Annotated in this window: 23 protein-coding genes; 12 read left to right on the forward strand and 11 right to left on the reverse strand. The window is 55.9% G+C overall.

Annotated features, from left to right (window positions below; genetic code table 11):
* Positions 1-290: 290 nt before the first annotated feature.
* Positions 291-1487 (forward strand): tyrosine-type recombinase/integrase, encoded by a 1197-nt coding sequence (locus G411_RS0116800; protein WP_022960375.1) that lies wholly within the window; start codon positions 291-293, stop codon positions 1485-1487.
* A 32-nt stretch (positions 1488-1519) separates the two neighbouring features.
* Here G411_RS0116800 and G411_RS0116805 read toward each other — a convergent pair whose 3' ends face one another.
* Positions 1520-2488 (reverse strand): helix-turn-helix domain-containing protein, encoded by a 969-nt coding sequence (locus tag G411_RS0116805; RefSeq protein WP_028968553.1) that lies wholly within the window; start codon positions 2486-2488, stop codon positions 1520-1522.
* 104 nt (positions 2489-2592) lie between these two features.
* Between G411_RS0116805 and G411_RS21940 the strand changes: the two genes are divergently transcribed.
* From G411_RS21940 to G411_RS0116855, 9 genes are all read left to right on the forward strand, one after another.
* Positions 2593-2802 carry a helix-turn-helix transcriptional regulator gene (locus G411_RS21940; RefSeq protein ID WP_425423270.1) on the forward strand — a complete coding sequence of 70 codons (210 nt, stop codon included), beginning with the start codon at positions 2593-2595 and terminating at the stop codon, positions 2800-2802.
* Between the two features lie 4 nt (positions 2803-2806).
* Positions 2807-3634: a helicase RepA family protein gene (locus G411_RS0116815; protein WP_022960377.1), complete on the forward strand. Its 828-nt coding sequence runs from the start codon at positions 2807-2809 to the stop codon at positions 3632-3634.
* Entirely contained in the window at positions 3621-4505 is an 885-nt protein-coding gene (gene repC / locus G411_RS0116820; protein WP_022960378.1) for a replication protein C, IncQ-type, read from the forward strand. Before G411_RS0116815 ends, repC begins: the two co-directional genes overlap by 14 nt.
* Before the next feature lie 979 nt (positions 4506-5484).
* Positions 5485-5856 carry a conjugal transfer transcriptional regulator TraJ gene (traJ, locus tag G411_RS0116830; RefSeq protein WP_022960380.1) on the forward strand — a complete coding sequence of 124 codons (372 nt, stop codon included), beginning with the start codon at positions 5485-5487 and terminating at the stop codon, positions 5854-5856.
* A gap of 105 nt (positions 5857-5961) precedes the next feature.
* Positions 5962-6747, forward strand: coding sequence for a P-type conjugative transfer protein TrbJ (gene trbJ, locus G411_RS0116835; RefSeq protein WP_022960381.1), 786 nt, complete (start codon positions 5962-5964; stop codon positions 6745-6747).
* Between the two features lie 12 nt (positions 6748-6759).
* A complete protein-coding gene (gene trbK, locus G411_RS0116840; protein WP_022960382.1) occupies positions 6760-6996 on the forward strand; it encodes an entry exclusion lipoprotein TrbK in 237 nt (78 codons plus the stop codon).
* Positions 6986-8437, forward strand: a complete 1452-nt coding sequence (gene trbL / locus G411_RS0116845; RefSeq protein ID WP_022960383.1) for a P-type conjugative transfer protein TrbL — start codon at positions 6986-6988, stop codon at positions 8435-8437. Before trbK ends, trbL begins: the two co-directional genes overlap by 11 nt.
* A 4-nt stretch (positions 8438-8441) precedes the next feature.
* Positions 8442-8690, forward strand: coding sequence for a hypothetical protein (locus G411_RS0116850; protein ID WP_022960384.1), 249 nt, complete (start codon positions 8442-8444; stop codon positions 8688-8690).
* 63 nt (positions 8691-8753) lie between these two features.
* Entirely contained in the window at positions 8754-8978 is a 225-nt protein-coding gene (locus tag G411_RS0116855; protein WP_022960385.1) for a type I toxin-antitoxin system ptaRNA1 family toxin, read from the forward strand.
* Positions 8979-9030: 52 nt separating this feature from the next.
* Here G411_RS0116855 and G411_RS0116860 read toward each other — a convergent pair whose 3' ends face one another.
* Positions 9031-9219 (reverse strand): hypothetical protein, encoded by a 189-nt coding sequence (locus G411_RS0116860; RefSeq protein WP_022960386.1) that lies wholly within the window; start codon positions 9217-9219, stop codon positions 9031-9033.
* A gap of 80 nt (positions 9220-9299) precedes the next feature.
* On the opposite strand from G411_RS0116860, the gene G411_RS22210 reads away from it, so the two are divergent.
* On the forward strand, positions 9300-9473 hold the full coding sequence (locus tag G411_RS22210) for a hypothetical protein (protein WP_022960387.1): 174 nt from the start codon (positions 9300-9302) through the stop codon (positions 9471-9473).
* A 60-nt stretch (positions 9474-9533) separates the two neighbouring features.
* On the opposite strand, the gene G411_RS0116870 is transcribed toward G411_RS22210, so the two are convergent.
* Together G411_RS0116870 and G411_RS0116875 are read right to left on the reverse strand one after the other, a co-directional pair.
* The gene (locus G411_RS0116870) at positions 9534-10397 is read right to left on the reverse strand and encodes a universal stress protein (RefSeq protein ID WP_022960388.1); all 864 of its coding nucleotides are present in this window, start codon (positions 10395-10397) and stop codon (positions 9534-9536) included.
* 14 nt (positions 10398-10411) lie between these two features.
* Positions 10412-11890: a SulP family inorganic anion transporter gene (locus G411_RS0116875; RefSeq protein ID WP_022960389.1), complete on the reverse strand. Its 1479-nt coding sequence runs from the start codon at positions 11888-11890 to the stop codon at positions 10412-10414.
* Between the two features lie 567 nt (positions 11891-12457).
* Here G411_RS0116875 and G411_RS0116880 point away from each other — a divergent pair.
* Positions 12458-13951 (forward strand): IS91-like element ISCR2 family transposase, encoded by a 1494-nt coding sequence (locus tag G411_RS0116880; protein ID WP_001120888.1) that lies wholly within the window; start codon positions 12458-12460, stop codon positions 13949-13951.
* A gap of 175 nt (positions 13952-14126) precedes the next feature.
* Here the strand turns inward: G411_RS0116880 and G411_RS0116885 are convergent, their stop codons facing one another.
* From G411_RS0116885 to G411_RS0116915, 7 genes are all read right to left on the reverse strand, one after another.
* Positions 14127-14429 (reverse strand): phosphoglucosamine mutase, encoded by a 303-nt coding sequence (locus tag G411_RS0116885; protein ID WP_000251875.1) that lies wholly within the window; start codon positions 14427-14429, stop codon positions 14127-14129.
* Between the two features lie 86 nt (positions 14430-14515).
* Positions 14516-15331 (reverse strand): sulfonamide-resistant dihydropteroate synthase Sul2, encoded by an 816-nt coding sequence (gene sul2, locus G411_RS0116890; RefSeq protein ID WP_001043260.1) that lies wholly within the window; start codon positions 15329-15331, stop codon positions 14516-14518.
* 486 nt (positions 15332-15817) lie between these two features.
* Complete coding sequence (locus tag G411_RS0116895; RefSeq protein WP_022960390.1) at positions 15818-16213, reverse strand: VOC family protein; 396 nt, start codon at positions 16211-16213, stop codon at positions 15818-15820.
* A gap of 82 nt (positions 16214-16295) precedes the next feature.
* On the reverse strand, positions 16296-16760 hold the full coding sequence (locus G411_RS0116900; protein ID WP_022960391.1) for an SRPBCC family protein: 465 nt from the start codon (positions 16758-16760) through the stop codon (positions 16296-16298).
* Between the two features lie 43 nt (positions 16761-16803).
* On the reverse strand, positions 16804-17172 hold the full coding sequence (locus G411_RS0116905; RefSeq protein WP_022960392.1) for a YciI family protein: 369 nt from the start codon (positions 17170-17172) through the stop codon (positions 16804-16806).
* A gap of 31 nt (positions 17173-17203) precedes the next feature.
* Positions 17204-17860, reverse strand: a complete 657-nt coding sequence (locus G411_RS0116910) for a glutathione S-transferase family protein (RefSeq protein WP_022960393.1) — start codon at positions 17858-17860, stop codon at positions 17204-17206.
* A gap of 48 nt (positions 17861-17908) precedes the next feature.
* Positions 17909-18706, reverse strand: coding sequence for a VOC family protein (locus tag G411_RS0116915; RefSeq protein WP_022960394.1), 798 nt, complete (start codon positions 18704-18706; stop codon positions 17909-17911).
* Between the last annotated feature and the right edge of the window lie 36 nt (positions 18707-18742).

Genomic DNA, 18742 nt, shown 5'->3' on the forward strand with positions numbered 1-18742 from the left:
GTTCAGGCATCTGAAGGCATAAAAAGCCGCTAAGCCCGCGTAATTGCGGGCTTTTTTGTGGTTTCGTCTGGCATGGCCTGGCAACTGAAGGAAGCGCCAAGCACCGTTTGAGCATGGCATTAAAGCTGGTACTATCGACTGACGATGCCATGATGGAAGCCGATACCATGCAGCTCTTTTTTATATTGTCATGGTATTGAAATTTAATAAGTTGTTGTTATATATAGAAAAAACACCATAAATTTGACGTTTTTTCAGCATGGTATCGAAAACGAAGAAGGACAAGGTACATGCTGACCGATACCAAGCTGCGCAATCTCAAGCCCAGGGACAAGCTCTACAAGGTGAATGACCGGGATGGCCTGTATGTGGCTGTCACGCCTGCTGGTGCTGTTTCGTTCCGCTACAACTACTCGCTCAATGGGCGGCAGGAAACCATCACCTTTGGTCGTTATGGCGTCGGTGGCATCACCTTGGCAGAAGCCCGAGAGCAGTTAGGTGACGCCAAGAAGATGGTTGCGGCGGGCAAGTCACCGGCCAAGGAGAAGGCCCGCGACAAGGCGCGGGTCAAGGATGCGGAGACGTTCGGTGCCTGGGCGGAGAAGTGGCTGCGCGGTTACCAGATGGCCGACTCCACACGCGACATGCGCCGTTCGGTCTATGAGCGCGAGCTGAAGCCGAAATTCAGCAATCAGAAGCTGGTGGAGATCACCCATGAGGACTTGCGAGCGCTGACCGATGCCATCGTCGAGCGAGGCGCACCGGCCACCGCCGTTCATGTGCGTGAAATCGTTATGCAAGTGTTTCGCTGGGCAACCGAGCGTGGGCAGAAGGTCGAAAACCCGGCGGAGCTGGTGCGGCCAACCAGCATTGCCCGATTCGAGCCGCGCGACCGAGCGCTGACACCAGAAGAAATCGGGTTGATGTATCAGTACATGGAGCGGGTGGGTACAAGCCCAACAAATCGTGCGGCGGCCAAGCTGCTTTTGCTGACCATGGTGCGCAAAAGCGAGCTGACCAATGCGACCTGGAGCGAGATCAATTTCAGCGAAGCGCTGTGGACGATTCCAAAGGAGCGGATGAAGCGCCGTAATCCGCACCTGGTATTCCTGTCCCAGCAGGCTCTGGATATTTTCATTGCCCTGAAAACCTTTGCAGGTGGTTCCGACTTCGTTCTGCCATCACGGTACGACTCGGATGCGCCGATGAGCGCTGCCACACTCAACCAGGTGCTGACCCTGACCTACAAAGCGGCGCAGAAAGACGGGAAGTCGCTGGCCAAGTTCGGGCCGCATGACTTGCGGCGCACAGCCAGCACGCTGCTGCATGAGGCTGGCTACAACACCGACTGGATCGAGAAGTGCTTGGCGCATGAGCAGAAGGGCGTGAGAGCGGTCTACAACAAGGCTGAGTACCGCGAGCAGCGAGCGGCGATGTTGCAGGATTGGGCGGATATGATCGACGAATGGACTGTTGGGAGCCGCTGATTTTTTTAGCCGCTAAAATTTCCCTTGGAGTTCTACTTCTTCAAGTGGAATGCGTTAGGAATTAGTGCCAATGCCTTGGACACGGCTTGGCGTCCGATGCCAAGCCTTCGAGCAATCTCCGACTGATTGAATCCAGAGTGCTGGAGTACCAGCATCTGTTTTTTACGATCCGATAGTTTTGAATCCGCCATTAAGCGGGCCTGATTGCGTAGTTCTGCTTTGTCGGCTGGCTGGACGGTCTGCGCCAACATGTAGTGGTAGAAATAGCTATCCACCAACGGGTCGCCGGATGCCGCCTGTGGCGTAGATCGTCTTGCGCATTGGCGGTTAAGCCTGGCAAGTTCGAGGTTGAAGTGCATATGAGATCTTTTGGCTTGGCGATATGCCGGATTCCATTCGCCATTTGCTAGCTTCGGACGGTGCTCAGCGCAAAACTGGTGGCTGAGTTCAAGCTTTCGATGGTCTTCCAGCTCAGCATCATTGATCTGTTCGTCAGCTACCGTCGCCATGAAGGATGCAAACTCGGTCAAGTTTCCACAGAAATCGCAAAAACCATGCTTTCGTTGGCTATTCAGGTTGACTCCACTTGTCGACGCTGACTTTTTCGGACGTTTGCATGCACAGTCCCAAACCAGTCCGACTAAAGATTCTAGGGTGGCGACAAAGCGCTGGTCTCTTGGGGTTTGCTTATCCTCTGTCTTGATGAATTGGCGCAGCAACTGACGCTGCACACGAACCATCGCCTCGAATCCCACCAGTCGGATGATTGCGCTGAAAGCTACGCCTGTACCAGCGCCAGGGATATAGCCGCTATAGCTCCCAGGAAGAGCTGCCATGTAGGCCGTCACGGCGGGGTCGATCACTTCTTCGATCAATCGAATGATGGGGTAGCGCCGCGAGGATACGGAGTACGGCTGCCATCGCTCCTCAAACTGTTTAAGAGCTTCTGAGGTGCATGGGTCGCAATTTTCCCATATGACGATTTTTGGCTCATTCTTCATGTCAACCATTTTAGCCAATTATTTGGCTGAATCAAGCTGTATTGCTAGGCACCATAAGGCATTCGTTAGCAACTGGATGCCAAGCTATGCAAACAACAGAAAACATGGTGCTCATCAACAGGAAGAAACTCTTGGAGATGATCCCACTATCTTCAAGAACGATTTACAACCTGGAGCAACGAGGAGAATTTCCACGCCGTATCGCGCTCACCAGTAGGAATGTTGCCTGGGATTTGTCAGAGGTAGAGAGTTGGATTGAGGCTCGTAAGTCGTCTGGTGCTCAGGCGGCTCGACCTGGCCCTGTAGAGGGCTAGCTATATGGCTCTTGACCTGATGGCGGCTTTCACAGAATTGCCGCCGCCTATTGATTACGTTCTGCCTAACATGGTTGCGGGTACTGTTGGTGCTCTTGTGTCGCCTGGTGGGGCTGGCAAATCCATGCTGGCTTTGCAATTGGCAGCGCAAATTGCCGGCGGGCCTGATTTGCTTGAAATAGGCGAGTTTCCCACGGGGCAAGTGGTCTATCTGCCCGCTGAAGATCCACCGTCGGCTATTCACCATCGTCTGCACGCCCTTGGGGCGCACCTCAGTACCGCAGAACGGCAAGCCGTGGCTGATGGTTTGCTCATTGAACCCTTGATCGGTAAGTGCCCCAATATCATGGTTTCTAGCTGGTTCGATGCTCTCAATCGAGCCGCTGAAGGTCGTCGCCTGATGATCCTGGACACCTTACGACGTTTCCACATCGAGGAGGAGAACGCCAGTGGGCCGATGGCGCAGGTTATTGGGCGCATGGAGGCCATAGCCGCTGATACAGGTTGTTCTATCGTATTTCTGCACCACGCGAGCAAAAGCGCAGCCATGATGGGTTCGGGCGATCAACAGCAGGCCAGTCGTGGATCGTCCGTATTGGTCGATAACATCCGTTGGCAATCGTACCTATCCGGCATGACGCAAGGCGAGGCCGAGATATTGGGGGTCGATGATTGTCAGCGCGGGTATTTTGTCCGCTTTGGCGTCAGCAAGGCCAACTATGGCGCACCTTTTCAAGAACTCTGGTTTAGACGGCACGACGGCGGCGTGTTGAAGCCTGCTGTACTGGAGCGGCAGTGCAAGGTGAAAAGGAGGTCGCGTGAAGAAGCCTAAGCATGACCTGACCCACGTTCGACATGATCCCGCGCACTGTTTGGCACCTGGCCTATTTCGCAGCCTCAAGCGTGGCGAGCGCAAACGGGGCAAGCTGGACGTGACCTACACCTTTGGTGAAGACGAATCCATGCGCTTCGTTGGTTTCGAACCTCTTGGGGCCGATGACATGCGCCTTCTGCAAGGCATCGTGGCCCTTGGCGGGCCGAACGGCATCTTGCTGACCCCGGAACCGACCAGTGAGACCGGGCGGCAGCTACGGCTATTCCTTGAGCCCCGTTTCGAAGCCATTGAGCAAGACGGCTTGGTTGTCCGTGAGAGTCTGACTAAGCTGCTTTCAGAAACGGGCATGACGGACAGCGGCGACAACATCAAGGCGCTCAAAGCTAGCCTGCTACGCATGTCGAACGTCACCATTCTTGTGACGAAGGGCCGGCGGCAAGCCGCGTTCCATCTGATGAGCCACGCCTTTGACGAAGCGGACGGTAGGCTATGGGTTGCCCTGAATCCGCGCATTGCCGAAGCGATCCTGGGGCATCGTCCATATGCCCGTATCGACATGGCGGAAGTGCGGGTGCTACAGACTGACCCGGCACGGTTGATGCACCAACGGCTATGCGGCTGGATCGACCCTGGCAAATCCGGGCGCGTGGAGCTGGGCACGCTTTGCGGCTATGTATGGCCAGATGAAGTCACCAACCCCAACACACTTAAAACACGCCGCCAGACCGCTCGCAAGGCACTGGCCGAGCTTGCCGCCGTGGGCTGGATAGTAAACGAGTACGCCAAGGGAAAATGGGAAATCAAGAGGCCTGGCCACACGGCAACAGCACCTGTTCACCGTCGTAACACCACCCGCCTACCGTCGTAACGTCACCCTTTCACCGTCGTAACGCCACCCGTCCCGATCTGGAAAACCCAGGTGGGGCAAGGCTTTGCGGGGAGTTTGAGAAATCGATCCAAGATTATCTAAAGATAATCCATCATGCGCGGTGCAGCTCGCGCCTTGAGGGCGCGTTCTGACCTTGCCACTAAAGCCCTGGCGGGCTTTCTCAATCGGCCATAGGCCGATGGTTTAACGCCAAGAAGAGAATATGTATTCAGTGGCTTCTAAAACGCCTTGTGAGAGACGAAGGCAAGCGGGGTGTCTTACCTATGCGCTGAAGCCGAAACGGCGTCTAACAACGCTGGAGGGCCGCTGTGCGTGCTTATGGGTTATCTGTACCGAACCTTATCTCAAAAATTGAAATGGCTAAGCGATGCCCATCCGTTCGGTAAGAATAATAAGAAGATTATTATTCTTATTATTACCAAGCAGGAATGAACCATGCGTGCTGGATGCGCGTCGCTAGTAACCTGCGTGAAGGTGTCAACATCCGAAAAGGTTGCCCCTCAAGTATCAATACGTCGCCTTAGTGGTATGACGGGAGGGGAGGCGAATTTCTTGTGTTCATTGACACTTGAGGGGCGGGCTATGCCTTCCTTCTTGGCGTCCAACTCGCCCCGTTGGGGCGAACGGCGTTTTTCGATTTCTAGCTATTCTGGACTTCGATTTAAGGCCGATTTAACAGCGATTATTAAGCGACCACGCCGATTACATGCCGATTCTTTGGCGATTATGAGCATGTTGCTAAGAATCGGTATTTGTTTGACGATAAAACGCCTCGCATTCGATATCCACTAGATTTGCAATAGTGGCTGGGATGCGGGCAGGATGGGTGAAGTAGGCCCACCCGCAAGCGGGTCGCCCTTCTTCACTGTCCCTTATTCGCGCCGTGGGCACTCAACGGGAATCCTGCCCTGCGGGGCTGGTCGGCTACCGCCGGCAGAGACGAAAGCGAGGTTGAACGATGGATGAAAGCAATCGCGTCACGCGCAAGGGCAGCACGCCGATCAAGGTGTATTGCTTGCCCGAAGAGCGGGCGCTTATTGAAAAAAACGCGGCAGCGGCAGGCTTGAGCCTGTCTGCGTTTCTGTTGGCCGTTGGCCAGGGCTATGAGGTCAAGGGCATCACCGACTACGAGCGCGTGCGCGAGCTGGCCCGGATCAATGGCGACCTTGGCCGACTTGGCGGCCTGCTGAAACTCTGGCTGACCGATGACGTGCGGACGGCGAAATTTGGCGAGGCGACCATCTTGGCGCTGCTGGGCCGGATTGAGGCCACCCAGGACGAAATGGGGCGCGTCATGAAAGCCGTGGTACGGCCGAGAGCCGAACCATGACTTTAGCGGCTAAATTCTTGTCAACCTATTCGACCAATTATTAGGCTGAATCAAGATGCATTGCTAGGCACCATAAGGCATTCATTAGTAATTGGAGGCCAAGCCATGCAAACTTCAAAAAATCGGATTTTCAACCGCTGGACATTGCGATCCGTCGCACTGGCAGCCAGTATCATCACTGTGTCTATACCACCGGTTCAGGCCGGTATCCCCGTCATTGACGGCGGCAACCTGACCCAGAACATCATGACTGCTATCGAGTCTGTAGCGCAGACGCTCAAGCAGATCGAGCAGTATCAGACCCAGTTGCAGCAGTACGAAAATCAGCTCCAGAACACGATGGCCCCAGCCGCGTATATCTGGGATCAGGCGCAGACCACGATCAACCGGCTGATTACCGCGCAAAACACGCTGGCCTATTACGAGAACCAGCTAGGCAGCCTGGATCGTTACCTGGCCAAGTTTCAGGACGTGGCCTATTACCGCAGCTCGCCATGCTTCAACGGCAGCGGTGGATGCACGGATGCAGAGCGGGCTGCAATGGCTGAAAACCGCCGCCTGGCGTCAGAGTCGCAAAAGAAGGCTAACGATGCCCTGTTTCAGACCGTGGCCGACCAGCAAAAGGCTTTGAAGGATGACGCCCGTACCCTGGAGCGGCTGCAAGGCGCAGCCCAGGGTGCGACTGGCCAGCTACAGGCCATCGGCTACGCCAACCAGCTCGCCAGCCAGCAGGCCAATCAGCTCTTGCAGATTCGCACCATGTTGACCGCCCAACACAATGCAGAAGCAGCCCGGATTGCAGCAGAACTCGATGCTGAGGCGCGAGGCGATGCCAGGGCCGAGCAAATGCGTACCTGGACGTTTCGCCCGAGTCCGGCAGACAACTACTAGGGAGGCGGTGAGATGAAAAAAATCTTATTTACTACTGCGGCTGCGGTGCTGTTGTTGGCTGGATGTGAAAAGGAAAGGATGCCCGAACCAAACGCGGCGACTTGTGCCCCTGATGCGTTCCAGGCAGCACTGAATGAAATGCGCAGCGAAGCGAACCGAGCGGCTTTCACCGAGGAATGCAGGGCATTCCAGAAGTCCAAGCAGATGCGTCAGTGGGAGTTCAAGCCCAGCCCTAAAGATGATTATTGAGGTGGTCGCCTTGAGAAAGAAAATTGCTTTAGGCGGCTTGATGATGGTCACCACAGTGGTGCTGGCTGAGCCTGCAATGGCGCAGGAGCTTAGTAGCAGCGGTGTTATGAATGATGTGCTCAAGCGTTTTCATGATGCTGCTGCAACGTGGGGGCCGGCTATTGAGTCCGCTGCATCGCGTTTGTTCTGGACGTTGGTTGTGATTTCGATGGTCTGGACATTCGGCATGATGGCTTTGCGCAAGGCCGACATTGGCGAGTTCTTCGCAGAGTTCGTTCGCTTCACGATCTTCACCGGCTTTTTCTGGTGGCTGCTGACGAATGCGAACCAGGGCATGAATATCGCCGGTACGATTGTTCAGTCATTGCAAACCCTGGGCGCGCAGGCGGGGGGGCTTTCCAATAGCAATCTTGGGCCTTCCAGCATCCTTGATCTTGGTTTCGAGTTATACAACCGCACGGTACAGGCGACCTCGGAGCTGGGATGGCGGCAGATGGCAACTGCTCTGGTTATGGAGCTAATGGCCCTGGCTGTTTTGTTTGTCCTGGCGTTGATTGCGGTCAACTTGTTGCTGTTGCTCGCATCGGCCTGGATTCTGTTGTATGCCGGTGTGTTCTTCCTTGGCTTTGGTGGAAGTCGTTGGACTTCCGACATGGCGATCAATTACTACAAGACCGTGCTGGGCCTGGCCGCGCAGCTTATGGCAATGGTGCTGCTGGTTGCGATCGGCAAAGAGTTCATCAATCACTACTACACGCAGATCAGCGAGAACCTGGCATCCCAGGAACTGGCCGTGATGTTGGTTATATCGGTCATCTTGCTTTTCCTGGTCAACAAAGTTCCGCCGATGATTTCTGGTCTTGTGTCTGGTGGTGGTATAGGCGCAGCCGGTGGAATTGGAAACTTCGGTGCGGGTGCCGCAGTTGGGGCAGCGGTGACGGCGGCCAGTATGGCAACTGGCGGCGCTGCCCTGGCAGGTAAAGCCGTTATGGGTGCCGCTGCCGGTGCTGCCGGAGGAGCAAGTGCACTCCAGGCGGCTTTTCAGAAAGCATCAGCGAGTATGGAAACCGGCGGTGACATGTCCAGCATGGGGTCAGTTATCAACGGTGGTAGCGGCGATGAAGCCGGTACCGGCGACACGCCATTTGCTCAAGCCGCCGGTTTCGGTGGCGGCGACGCCGGTGGTGGTGAGTCTAGTTCCGTCGGTGGATTTGCCAAGGCAGCGAAGTTGGCCACGGGTACGGCATCCGAGTTGGTCAAGGGCGTCGGCTCTCAAATGCAGCAGGGATTCCAGCAGCGAGTGGGCGAAACCACAGGCGGAAAACTGGCTGCCTCGATACGCGAAAGCATGGAGCCGAAAGAGGCAGGCCAATCTGGCCAGTTCGAGGGCAATAGCTTGGGTGGCGATTCTGGCCCAGATAGTAACGAAGTCAGGAGTTAGCACGATGACAACATCAACATACATGGCCGCATTGGCGGCCTTGGATGAAACGCCAAGGGAAGAAGTCAGCCAGGTATTTGTTTCGCCGCTGGGCGATCAATCGACCGAGGTCGATGCAGAGGCAGAAACAGCCGCTTTTGTATCACGGCCAGACCCTATGAGAGAGATCGAGACTAAGCCGGTAAGTACCGAGGCCAAGTTTGGCGGTAATCAGTGGTCAGCATTCGCGGAGGCGGCTGGGCTGTACCTGTAGGCGCACCGGGCTGGCCACAACCAGCCCGGCACTTTCAATCAACACCTACTGGAGAGGTGAATCATGACAACACAACATATTATCGAACCAGGGCAAGCAGTGCATCAAGCAGCGGCTATTCTTTCTTCTTTGGAGTACATCAACCAAGCGGAAGCGCGGAGCCTTGGGCCATTGGCCGAAGCCGTCGCTAATGCTTTTATGGTGGTGTACTACCAGGCCGAAACGGGCCGGGCGACCAGGGCAGATTTTCAGGAGGCTATAAAAGCCCTGCGTCAAGCATGTGGCTAATGACGTTTTGAGTAAATGCGCAAATGTAGAAAGGCGGCCAGTGGCCGCCTTTCTACCTCTCATCATTGGGCCATTCTCGGCCTACTGGTGGAGCATCGACCCATTCCCGTTCCTCGGGCGGTAGCGGGTAAGCCCCGGAGGCTTCTGCGCCGGCCAGCAACTCGGCCATCGTATAGCGCACCGGGCCAACCGTGACGGTACGGCTATCTGCAATCGCCTCCTCGGTTTCTTTCTTGTTCATGCTTGTACCTCTCTTGAAACCCTTAGCGACTATTATTTATTGTCTCATATAACAGTAATATTGCTTCCGGAGTTAAGTCAATGAACACCAATGAACCTGCCTTCCTGGACGATGATGGCCCAAGTTCCGATCTGCCCGCGTTCATCTCCACTACCAATTCCGGCGAGTTGTACGGGCTACGCGAGGGCGAAACCGTGGTGGAGGCCATAGCCCGACACCAACGCGAAAGGTCAGGCGTGCGTGATTCTTCATGACCAGCTCAGCGACCCCGGTCGGCCATCGCCGGTTCCGACGATGGCCGCCGCCCGGCGCTGTTACCGCAACAAGAGTGTGGGAATGGTCGAAGAGCGGAGCAGGTCAGCGGTCTTGCTCCCAAACAACAGGCTGCGTAGCGGTGAGTGGCCGAACGCGCCCATGATGAGCATGTCGATGGCCTGTTCCTTCACTGCCGTCGCAATCACGGTTTCCGCGTCACCAGGAGTCAGTAGGGCCGTGACTTCATAGCCTGCGGCCTCCAAGGTGGTTTTTGCCCAATCAAGCTGCTTGGGTGCGTCCTGGCGTTCCTTGCCTGCCATCAGCAGCGTGATCGGCAGGCCACGAAACAACGGACTGCCGGCGACCATTTCCACCCCGCGCCGGGTGACGATGCCACCGTCGAAGGCGATCATCACGCGCTGCGGCTCGTGAAAATCGTCGGTGACAGTCAGGATCGGTCTGTTCAAGGCCCGCACGACACGTTCCACGTTGCGCCCTAGATCCCGTTGCGTTGTGTCTGCGGACTCTCCACGGCGACCTAGCACCAACAGGCGCACGCCTTCGGCCTGCTCGACCAAGGTTTCTTCCAGTTCGCCGTGACGCTGGCGAACATCCACCAATGTAGCGCTGGCGGCGATGGCACGCTCACGCAGTTGGTTCAGGAAGATGCGACCTTGTTCGCGGGCATTTCTGGCACGGGCCTCGTCCTCTTCCGACAACTTGACCAGCAGTTCCTCTTGCGCGTTGACGCCGATGGCTCCGCTAAGGTCTTCGCCCGATCCCTGCTCGGGATGGGGGTCGATGATGTGCAGGAACTCCAGCGGTGCGTCCATGCGTCGAGCCGCCCATGCGGCGTAGTCGGCCACGTAGTAGGCAAAGCGGGATTGATCCACGCAGGCCAAGACTTTGTTTTCGTTTTTCATGATTGTGTCCCCTTTCAGTGGCCCATCAAAATGTCGTCGGCACCGTCTTTGTCATGCACGGCGAACTTGTCCACCATCGTGGTGCTGGCCTCGTTCAGTCCGATGATCTCCACCTCGGCGGCCTCGCGCCGGAACTTGATGACCACTTTGTCCAAGGCGCTGACGGCGGTGATGTCCCAAAAGTGGGCGCGGCTCACATCAATGCGCACCTTCTCGATGACTTCCTTGTAATCGAAGGCGTTGACAAAGCGTTCTGCCGAAGCGAAGAACACCTGCCCTGTCACGGTGTAAGTGCGGGTGCGCCCCTCGTCCTCGGCGCGCGAAGTTACGCGGAGAATCTGGCCCACTTTGTGGGCGAAAAAGAAGCCCGACAGCAACACGCCGACCAGCACGCCTTGCGCCAGGTCATGCGTGCTAACGGTCACGGCCACGGTTGCCAGCATGACGACGCTGGAGCTTTTGGGGTTCTTGCGCAGGTCGCGGATTGAAGCCCAGTTAAAGGTGCCGATGGAGACCATGATCATCACCGCAACCAATGCAGCCATTGGGATGCGGGAAACCCAGTCGCCGATGAACACGACCATCAGCAACAGAAACACGCCGGCGGCCAGCGTGGAGAGTCGTCCTCGACCACCGGACTTCACGTTGATAACCGACTGGCCGATCATGGCGCAACCCGCCATGCCGCCCAGGAAGCCGGAGGCGATGTTGGCCACACCTTGGCCCACGCACTCGCGGTTCTTGTTGCTGTTGGAGTCGGTCAGGTCATCGACGATGGAAGCCGTCATCATGGATTCGAGCAGGCCGACGACCGCAAGGGTCGCCGACACAGGGAAGATGATCCCGAGGGTTTCCAGGTTCAGCGGCACATCGGGCAGCAGGAAGATCGGCAGGCTATCGGGCAACTGGCCCATATCGCCGACAGTCCGAATGTCGATGCCCAGGACAATGGCAACAATCGTCAGCGCTACGATGGCAACCAAAGGCGAAGGCACCGCTTTGGTGGCGTAAGGGAAAAGGTAGATGATCCCAAGGCCAGCCGCCGTCATGGCATAGACGTGCCAAGTGACGTTGGTCAGCTCGGGCAATTGCGCCATGAAGATCAGGATGGCCAGCGCGTTGACGAAGCCGGTGATGACCGACCGGGAAACGAAGCGCATCAGCGCGCCGAGCTTGAGCCAGCCGGCAATGATCTGAAGCACGCCAGTCAGCACCGTGGCGGCCAGCAGGTATTGCAAGCCGTGCTCCTTGACCAGCATGACCATCAGCAGCGCCATCGCGCCGGTGGCGGCCGAGATCATGCCGGGCCGCCCGCCTGCGAAGGCGATCACGGTGGCAATACAGAAAGAGGCATACAGGCCGACTTTGGGGTCAACGCCTGCAATGATTGAGAAGGCAATCGCTTCGGGAATCAGGGCCAGCGCGACAACGATGCCCGCTAGTAGGTCGTGCCGGACATTGGATAGCCAGTCCTGGCGTAAAGATTTCATCATTAGTTCTGTTCCGGGGTGTGGGCTCACCGCAGGCTGGAACGAACCGAAGGCGCGAATGCTCCTTTTCCCGGCCCCGAAAAAGAGAACGGCCCCAGACGATGGGGGCCTGCAAGGCGCAGCCAGTCGTACGTTCAGCCTCGTGCGAGCGAAGATTGATATCTGAAAAAGCGGGCTCGCTGCGAGACTGGTAGTTACACTGGCAAGGACTCCAATAATGGCTGACGCTATGGCGTCAGGTTACGATACTTCGATTAACCCGAGATTGTATCATCTTGCATCACACCAAGAAAGCCCGACTCAGTGAGCAATCGAAAGGAGAGGTCGAACGCCGCCTGAGCGGCGCGTCCCAGGTAAGGTGATGAGCATGGTATATTTCATGGTATCTAATTAGTTAGATTTCTTAATCTATTGATTTATATGAAAATTTTATGAATATTGATAATAGAGTGGGAGTGACGGGCACTGGCTGGCAATGTCTAGCAACGGCAGGCATTTCGGCTGAGGGTAAAAGAACTTTCCGCTAAGCGATAGACTGTATGTAAACACAGTATTGCAAGGACGCGGAACATGCCTCATGTGGCGGCCAGGACGGCCAGCCGGGATCGGGATACTGGTCGTTACCAGAGCCACCGACCCGAGCAAACCCTTCTCTATCAGATCGTTGACGAGTATTACCCGGCATTCGCTGCGCTTATGGCAGAGCAGGGAAAGGAATTGCCGGGCTATGTGCAACGGGAATTTGAAGAATTTCTCCAATGCGGGCGGCTGGAGCATGGCTTTCTACGGGTTCGCTGCGAGTCTTGCCACGCCGAGCACCTGGTCGCTTTCAGCTGTAAGCGTCGCGGTTTCTGCCCGAGCTGTGGGGCGCGGCGGATGGCCGAAAGTGCCGCCTTGCTGGTTGATGAAGTACTGCCTGAACAACCCATGCGTCAGTGGGTGTTGAGCTTCCCGTTTCAGCTGCGTTTCCTGTTTGCCAGCCGGCCCGAGATCATGGGGTGGGTGCTGGGCATCGTTTACCGCGTCATTGCCACGCACCTGGTCAAGAAAGCGGGCCATACCCACCAAGTGGCCAAGACGGGCGCGGTCACCCTGATCCAGCGTTTTGGATCGGCGCTCAATCTGAATGTTCACTTCCACATGCTGTTTCTCGACGGTGTGTATGTCGAGCAATCCCACGGCTCAGCGCGTTTCCGCTGGGTCAAGGCGCCGACCAGCCCAGAGCTCACCCAGCTGACGCACACCATCGCCCACCGGGTGGGTCGCTATCTGGAACGGCAAGGCCTGCTGGAACGGGATGTCGAAAACAGCTATCTGGCCTCGGATGCGGTGGATGACGACCCGATGACACCCCTGCTGGGGCACTCGATCACTTACCGTATCGCTGTCGGTTCACAGGCGGGGCGAAAGGTGTTCACTTTGCAAACTCTGCCGACCAGTGGTGATCCGTTCGGTGACGGGATTGGCAAGGTAGCCGGGTCCAGCCTGCACGCCGGCGTGGCGGCCAGGGCCGATGAACGCAAGAAGCTCGAACGGCTGTGCCGGTACATCAGCCGCCCGGCGGTATCCGAGAAGCGGCTGTCGTTAACACGAGGCGGCAACGTGCGCTACCAGCTCAAGACGCCGTACCGGGACGGCACCACGCACGTCATTTTCGAACCATTGGATTTCATTGCAAGGCTGGCCGCCCTGGTACCGAAGCCCAGAGTCAACCTAACCCGCTTCCACGGGGTGTTCGCACCCAACAGTCGGCACCGGGCGTTGGTCACGCCGGCAAAACGGGGCAGGGGCAACAAGGTCAGGGTGGCTGATGAACCGGCAACACCAGCACAACGGCGAGCGTCGATGACATGGGCGCAACGGCTCAAGCGTGTTTTCAATATCGACATCGAGACCTGCAGCGGCTGCGGCGGCGCCATGAAAGTCATCGCCTGCATTGAAGACCCTATAGTGATCAAGCAGATCCTTGATCACCTGAAGCACAAAGCCGAAACCAGCGGGACCAGGGCGTTACCCGAAAGCCGGGCGCCACCGGCTGAGCTGCTCCTGGGTCTGTTTGACTGACGAGCCTGAAGGCCAACGATACCAATCAAAATGCTGCGTTCACAGCGCCGCGGCAGGGATCCGCCGTGCTGGTTGTCGGAAAAGGAGCCGCTAGTGGGAAAGAGGAGGGTAAATTTTCAGCGTTGCTGGCTCCCCGTCAGCCGGATTGGGTTGCATCGCAGGGGTGTCGAAAGAGTCAACTGCGGTCCAAAGCTGTTGGACTTGGGTGAAAAGGGCGTTTATTCTTCCTATACGTTGTCGGCAGCGGGCCAAAAAGGAATACGTCCATGCCCATCGAGGTGAAACCGGCTGTGAGCGCGGGTTCAAGCATATAGCCCGACAGGCGCGTATCCTTGCCGATCACGACACGATGGCGGTGGTCACCGCGACGAAAGACACGGCCAGCCGCCATGCCGACGCGCAAGGCGGTTTCCGCCGTCATCGCGCCTTCGTTGGCTTTGCCACGAATACCGTCTGTGCCGAAATATTTGCGCACCATAAGGTCGATTATCCTGTCGTCGGGTCGCCCTCAAAGGGGACATGCCTGCTGAACCGCGAATATAGAGAAATATCCCGAATGTGCAGTTAACGAATTCTTGCGGTTTCTTTCAGCGCCGCCAATACCGCCAGCCCGTCGCGCAAGGGGCGCGGCTCGTGTGTGCGGATGAAGTCAGCTCCACCTGCGGCGGCGGCAAGCTCTGCAGCGAGTGTCGCGGCCCCGACATCCCCCGGACCACGGCCTGTGAGCGCGCGCAGAAAGGATTTGCGCGAAACAGACAGAAGCACCGGCAAATCGAAGCGCAGCCGCAATTCATCGAACCGCGCCAGCACCGAGAGCGAGGTTTCGGGAGCAGCCCCCAGAAAAAACCCCATGCCGGGATCAAGGACAAGGCGGTTGCGTTTGATACCGGCACCCGTCAGCGCCGCGATGCGCGCGTCAAAGAACGCCGCAATGTGATCCATGATGTCGCCAGCGGGTGCCTCGCGCCGATCTGCCTGCCCGTCTTGCACCGAATGCATAACGACGAGTTTGGCAGATGATTTCGCCAATTGCGGATAGAACGCAGCGTCTGGAAAACCGCGAATATCATTGAGATAGGCCACACCACGCGACAAGGCATAGGCTTGCGTCGCGGGTTGATAACTGTCGAGCGAGACGGGAATGCCATCTGCCTTGAGCGCGTCCAGCACCGGCGCGATACGCGCGATTTCTGTGTCGGACGAAACAGGCGCGGCGTCGGGATTGCTGGATGCCGGACCGAGGTCGATCACATCTGCCCCCTCGGCCATCAGCTTACGCGCCTGCGCAATGGCTGCGTCTGGCGCCAGATACCGGCCTCCATCGGAGAAACTGTCCGAGGTTATGTTGACGATGCCGAAAATGATGAGCGATTTATTCATGGGGGCTTCTATAATAATAATAATCGAGCATGAGTCTCATACGGATGCTCGGGTCGAAAGGGAATCCCCAGGCGAGTAACCTGTTTGCGGTGATCCATTAGCTGCAGGAGCAGAAGAGCATACATCTGGAAGCAAAGCCAGGAAAGCGGCCTATGGAGCTGTGCGGCAGCGCTCAGTAGGCAATTTTTCAAAATATTGTTAAGCCTTTTCTGAGCATGGTATTTTTCATGGTATTACCAATTAGCAGGAAAATAAGCCATTGAATATAAAAGATAAAAATGTCTTGTTTACAATAGAGTGGGAGTAGCCGGTATGCTGACTGGCAAGGCGGACACCACCGCGCTTGTCAGTTCCAGTCAAGCGTCGGTACTGGATACGCAAAGGCCTGCTTAGGGCCTTTTTCAGAGCAGCGGGCATCGCGTCTATAGGGATTATGGGAGTCGAGAAAAAGCCCGCTCTGCGTTCCGGTTTTGCCTAGTTTTATATCTACTGAGGAAGATTAAGCTGCCAGGACACGCCAAAACGATCGGCAACCCACGCGTATTGTTTGCTGAACCCATAGTTATCCAGTGGCATCATGACCTGTCCCTTCTCCGACAGTTTGGAAAATGCGGTTTCAAGTTCTTCGATGGTATCGAAATCCACAACGATCGACATGGACGGCGTGAAGGAAAAGTCGTGCACTGGCGGGCTGTTAAAAATAAGCAAGTCGTGGCCGGCGAAGGATGCCTCAGCCAGCTTAAACGCACCTGCTGACATCTCCTCACCCTCACCGTAGTGCACGATAGTGCCAACGTTAAATTCTTTGAAAATCGACGAGTAAAGATCAATGGCTTCCTGTGCCTTGCCTTGGAACATAAGCTGAGTTTTGACGTTAATCATGGTCTTTCCCAAACCTCTGTCATCCATCATAGCGTTTTAAGCTTGAGCAGTAATATTCATCCTTCGGAGCCCAGTTTATTCCTTAAGAGTGGTCAGGAATCTCGGGACCAACTAACTTGCTGAGTTGCGCTAGAGACTCCTGCCAGCCAAGGTAGCAGCTTTCGACGGGGATCTGTGAGGGAATGCCTGCCTGCACGATCTGTATCTCGGTGCCGCATGACACCGCTTTGAAATTGATGGTGACCTGTATTTCACCGGGAAGCTCGTCATCGTCAAAACGATCAGTGTGACGAATGCGTTGCTTAGGCAGCAGCTCGATATACTCCACCGTGAAGGAATGGCTGCTGCCAGTAGAAAAATTGGTGAAGGACATGTGGTAACCGCCACCTTCGCGGACATCGATGTTGTCGATGACGCCGGTAAACCCGTATGGCGGCAGCCAGTATTCCAGTGCCTGTTTGTCGATAAAGGCTTTGTAGACTCTCTCTACGGGGGCGGGCAGTACCCGGTGCAGCCGGACAGTGCCGGTTTCTGGTTGGTCTGACATCAGTTTCTCCTGGCAGCTTGTTGTTTACACTGCTGGCGATTCGTTAACGATTGTTGTCCTGCTCGAGTAACTCTCGCACTGGGCGGATTTCCACGCAGCCGTAGCGCGCGGGAGGAATCTTTTCCGCTAGGCGTATGGCCTCATTCATATCCCTGGCTTCAAGCATATAAAATCCGGCCAGTTGTTCTTTCGTCTCTGCGAAGGGGCCATCGGTAATTAATGGCTTGTTATCACGCATGCGCAGGGTGGTTGCGGTGTCGGTCGATAGCAGTGGCGCGCCGTCGAGAAAATTGCCGCCTTGGGTCAGCCCGTCAACGCACGCGATGCATTCGCGATTGAGCTTGTCCCATTCCTGCTGGGAGAGCTGCTGCATTTTCTTTTCGTCGTAATACACTAAACATAAGTATTTCATTTTAGACCTCGTATATTTTTATGGTTGATCATTAGTCTCGGTTGGGAGCACCGGGTGGAAACAGTGAGCGATAGGGGCGCGCTTCATCGACGCAGCGCTCAACACTTGGTCTCGTCAGAAGCCGTGTTCTGTAACGGCGTAAATGTGTATGTTCTTGGCCTATCTCATGCACCCAGTCGGCGTAGAACAATGAGGGCGCGGCGGCGCAATCGGCAAGAGTGAACGCATCTCCGCAGGCGTATTGGGTATTTTGGAGGTGCTTGTTCAGCCAGCCATAGGTTTGTTGCAGCATCGCCTTTGCTGAATTCACCGTCAGCGTATCCCTATAAGAGGGGATACGCATAAAATCGTTAACGATGTGTTGGGTTGGCGTCATCACATAATTGTCGAAGAATCGGTCAAACATACGTACTGTTATCGCTTGCTCTTTATCTGGGGGTAATAGCGCTACCTGTCCGGGATAATAATGCTGTAAGTACTCGATAATCATTGAGGATTCACATATTTCACGCTCGCCGTCGATAAGCACGGGAAATTTCCCCTGGGGTGACAGCGTAAGAATACGTTGAACATTTTCCTGATGATCGGGGTCGATCATTTGAAAGGTAAAAGGGGTATCGTTTTCATACAGCGCGATCAGCGCTTTCCACGTATAGGATGAAAATGGATGACCAAACAGCTCGGGCATAGTGTGCTCTCCTTTTCTTAGGTTCACTTCCTAGGCTTGGTTACTTAACTACGCTCGCCTAGAGCCGACGAGAGCAAAGCGTGCCCCCTGTGGGTCGATACCTGCGACGGTGAAATCTCCGCCGGGAATTTCATCGGGGCCGTGCAGAATTTGCCCTTTGTTTTGAAGGATAGTCTCGCAAGCATCATCGATATCTGCGCAGCGAAAATAGTATTGCCACATGGGCATGGGCATTTCTTCAGGCGCAGGCATCAGGGCACCGATTACGCCGTTGTGACGGATAAATTCGTAGCGACCCATCGGCCCCATATCCAGCTCGCCATCTTTACTCCAGCCAAACTCCGAGAAGTAGAAGGTTTTCGCTGCTTCGGGGTCAGGGGTGACTAGTTCATTCCACGCGCAGTGGCCGACGCGGGGCTTGTCGAAGGCAAAGGCCAAGCTGGCCTCATCACTAAGGCCTCGCATTACATAAAATGGTGCACCATCAGGGTCGGTCACCATGGCGATACGCCCGACCTGCGGAATATTCGTCGCCGGCATTTGCAGTTGTCCGCCATTGGCAAGAATGCGGGTAAGGCATTGATCGACATCGTCCACGCATATATAGCCCAACCATACGGGCCTGACACCGCCCCGTTTCATGTCGTCGGACAACGCCATAAGACCGGCGATATCGTGAGATTCTCCACTGTCTTCATCGTGGGCGCGGAGAATTCGGTAGCCCATCCCCGGCTGAATGCTATCGCTTGTCTGCCAGCCGAGTATCGCACGGTAAAAAGAAAGTGCCGCATCACAGTTGTCGGTTAATAATTCGTACCAAATAAACTGGCCGTGTTGGTTGCGCATAGGGTTCTCCAGCGAGTACCAGTGAATGAGCGATGA

The sequence above is a fragment of the Spongiibacter tropicus DSM 19543 genome, assembly GCF_000420325.1.
In the GTDB taxonomy this organism is placed as follows: Bacteria; Pseudomonadota; Gammaproteobacteria; order Pseudomonadales; family Spongiibacteraceae; genus Spongiibacter; species Spongiibacter tropicus.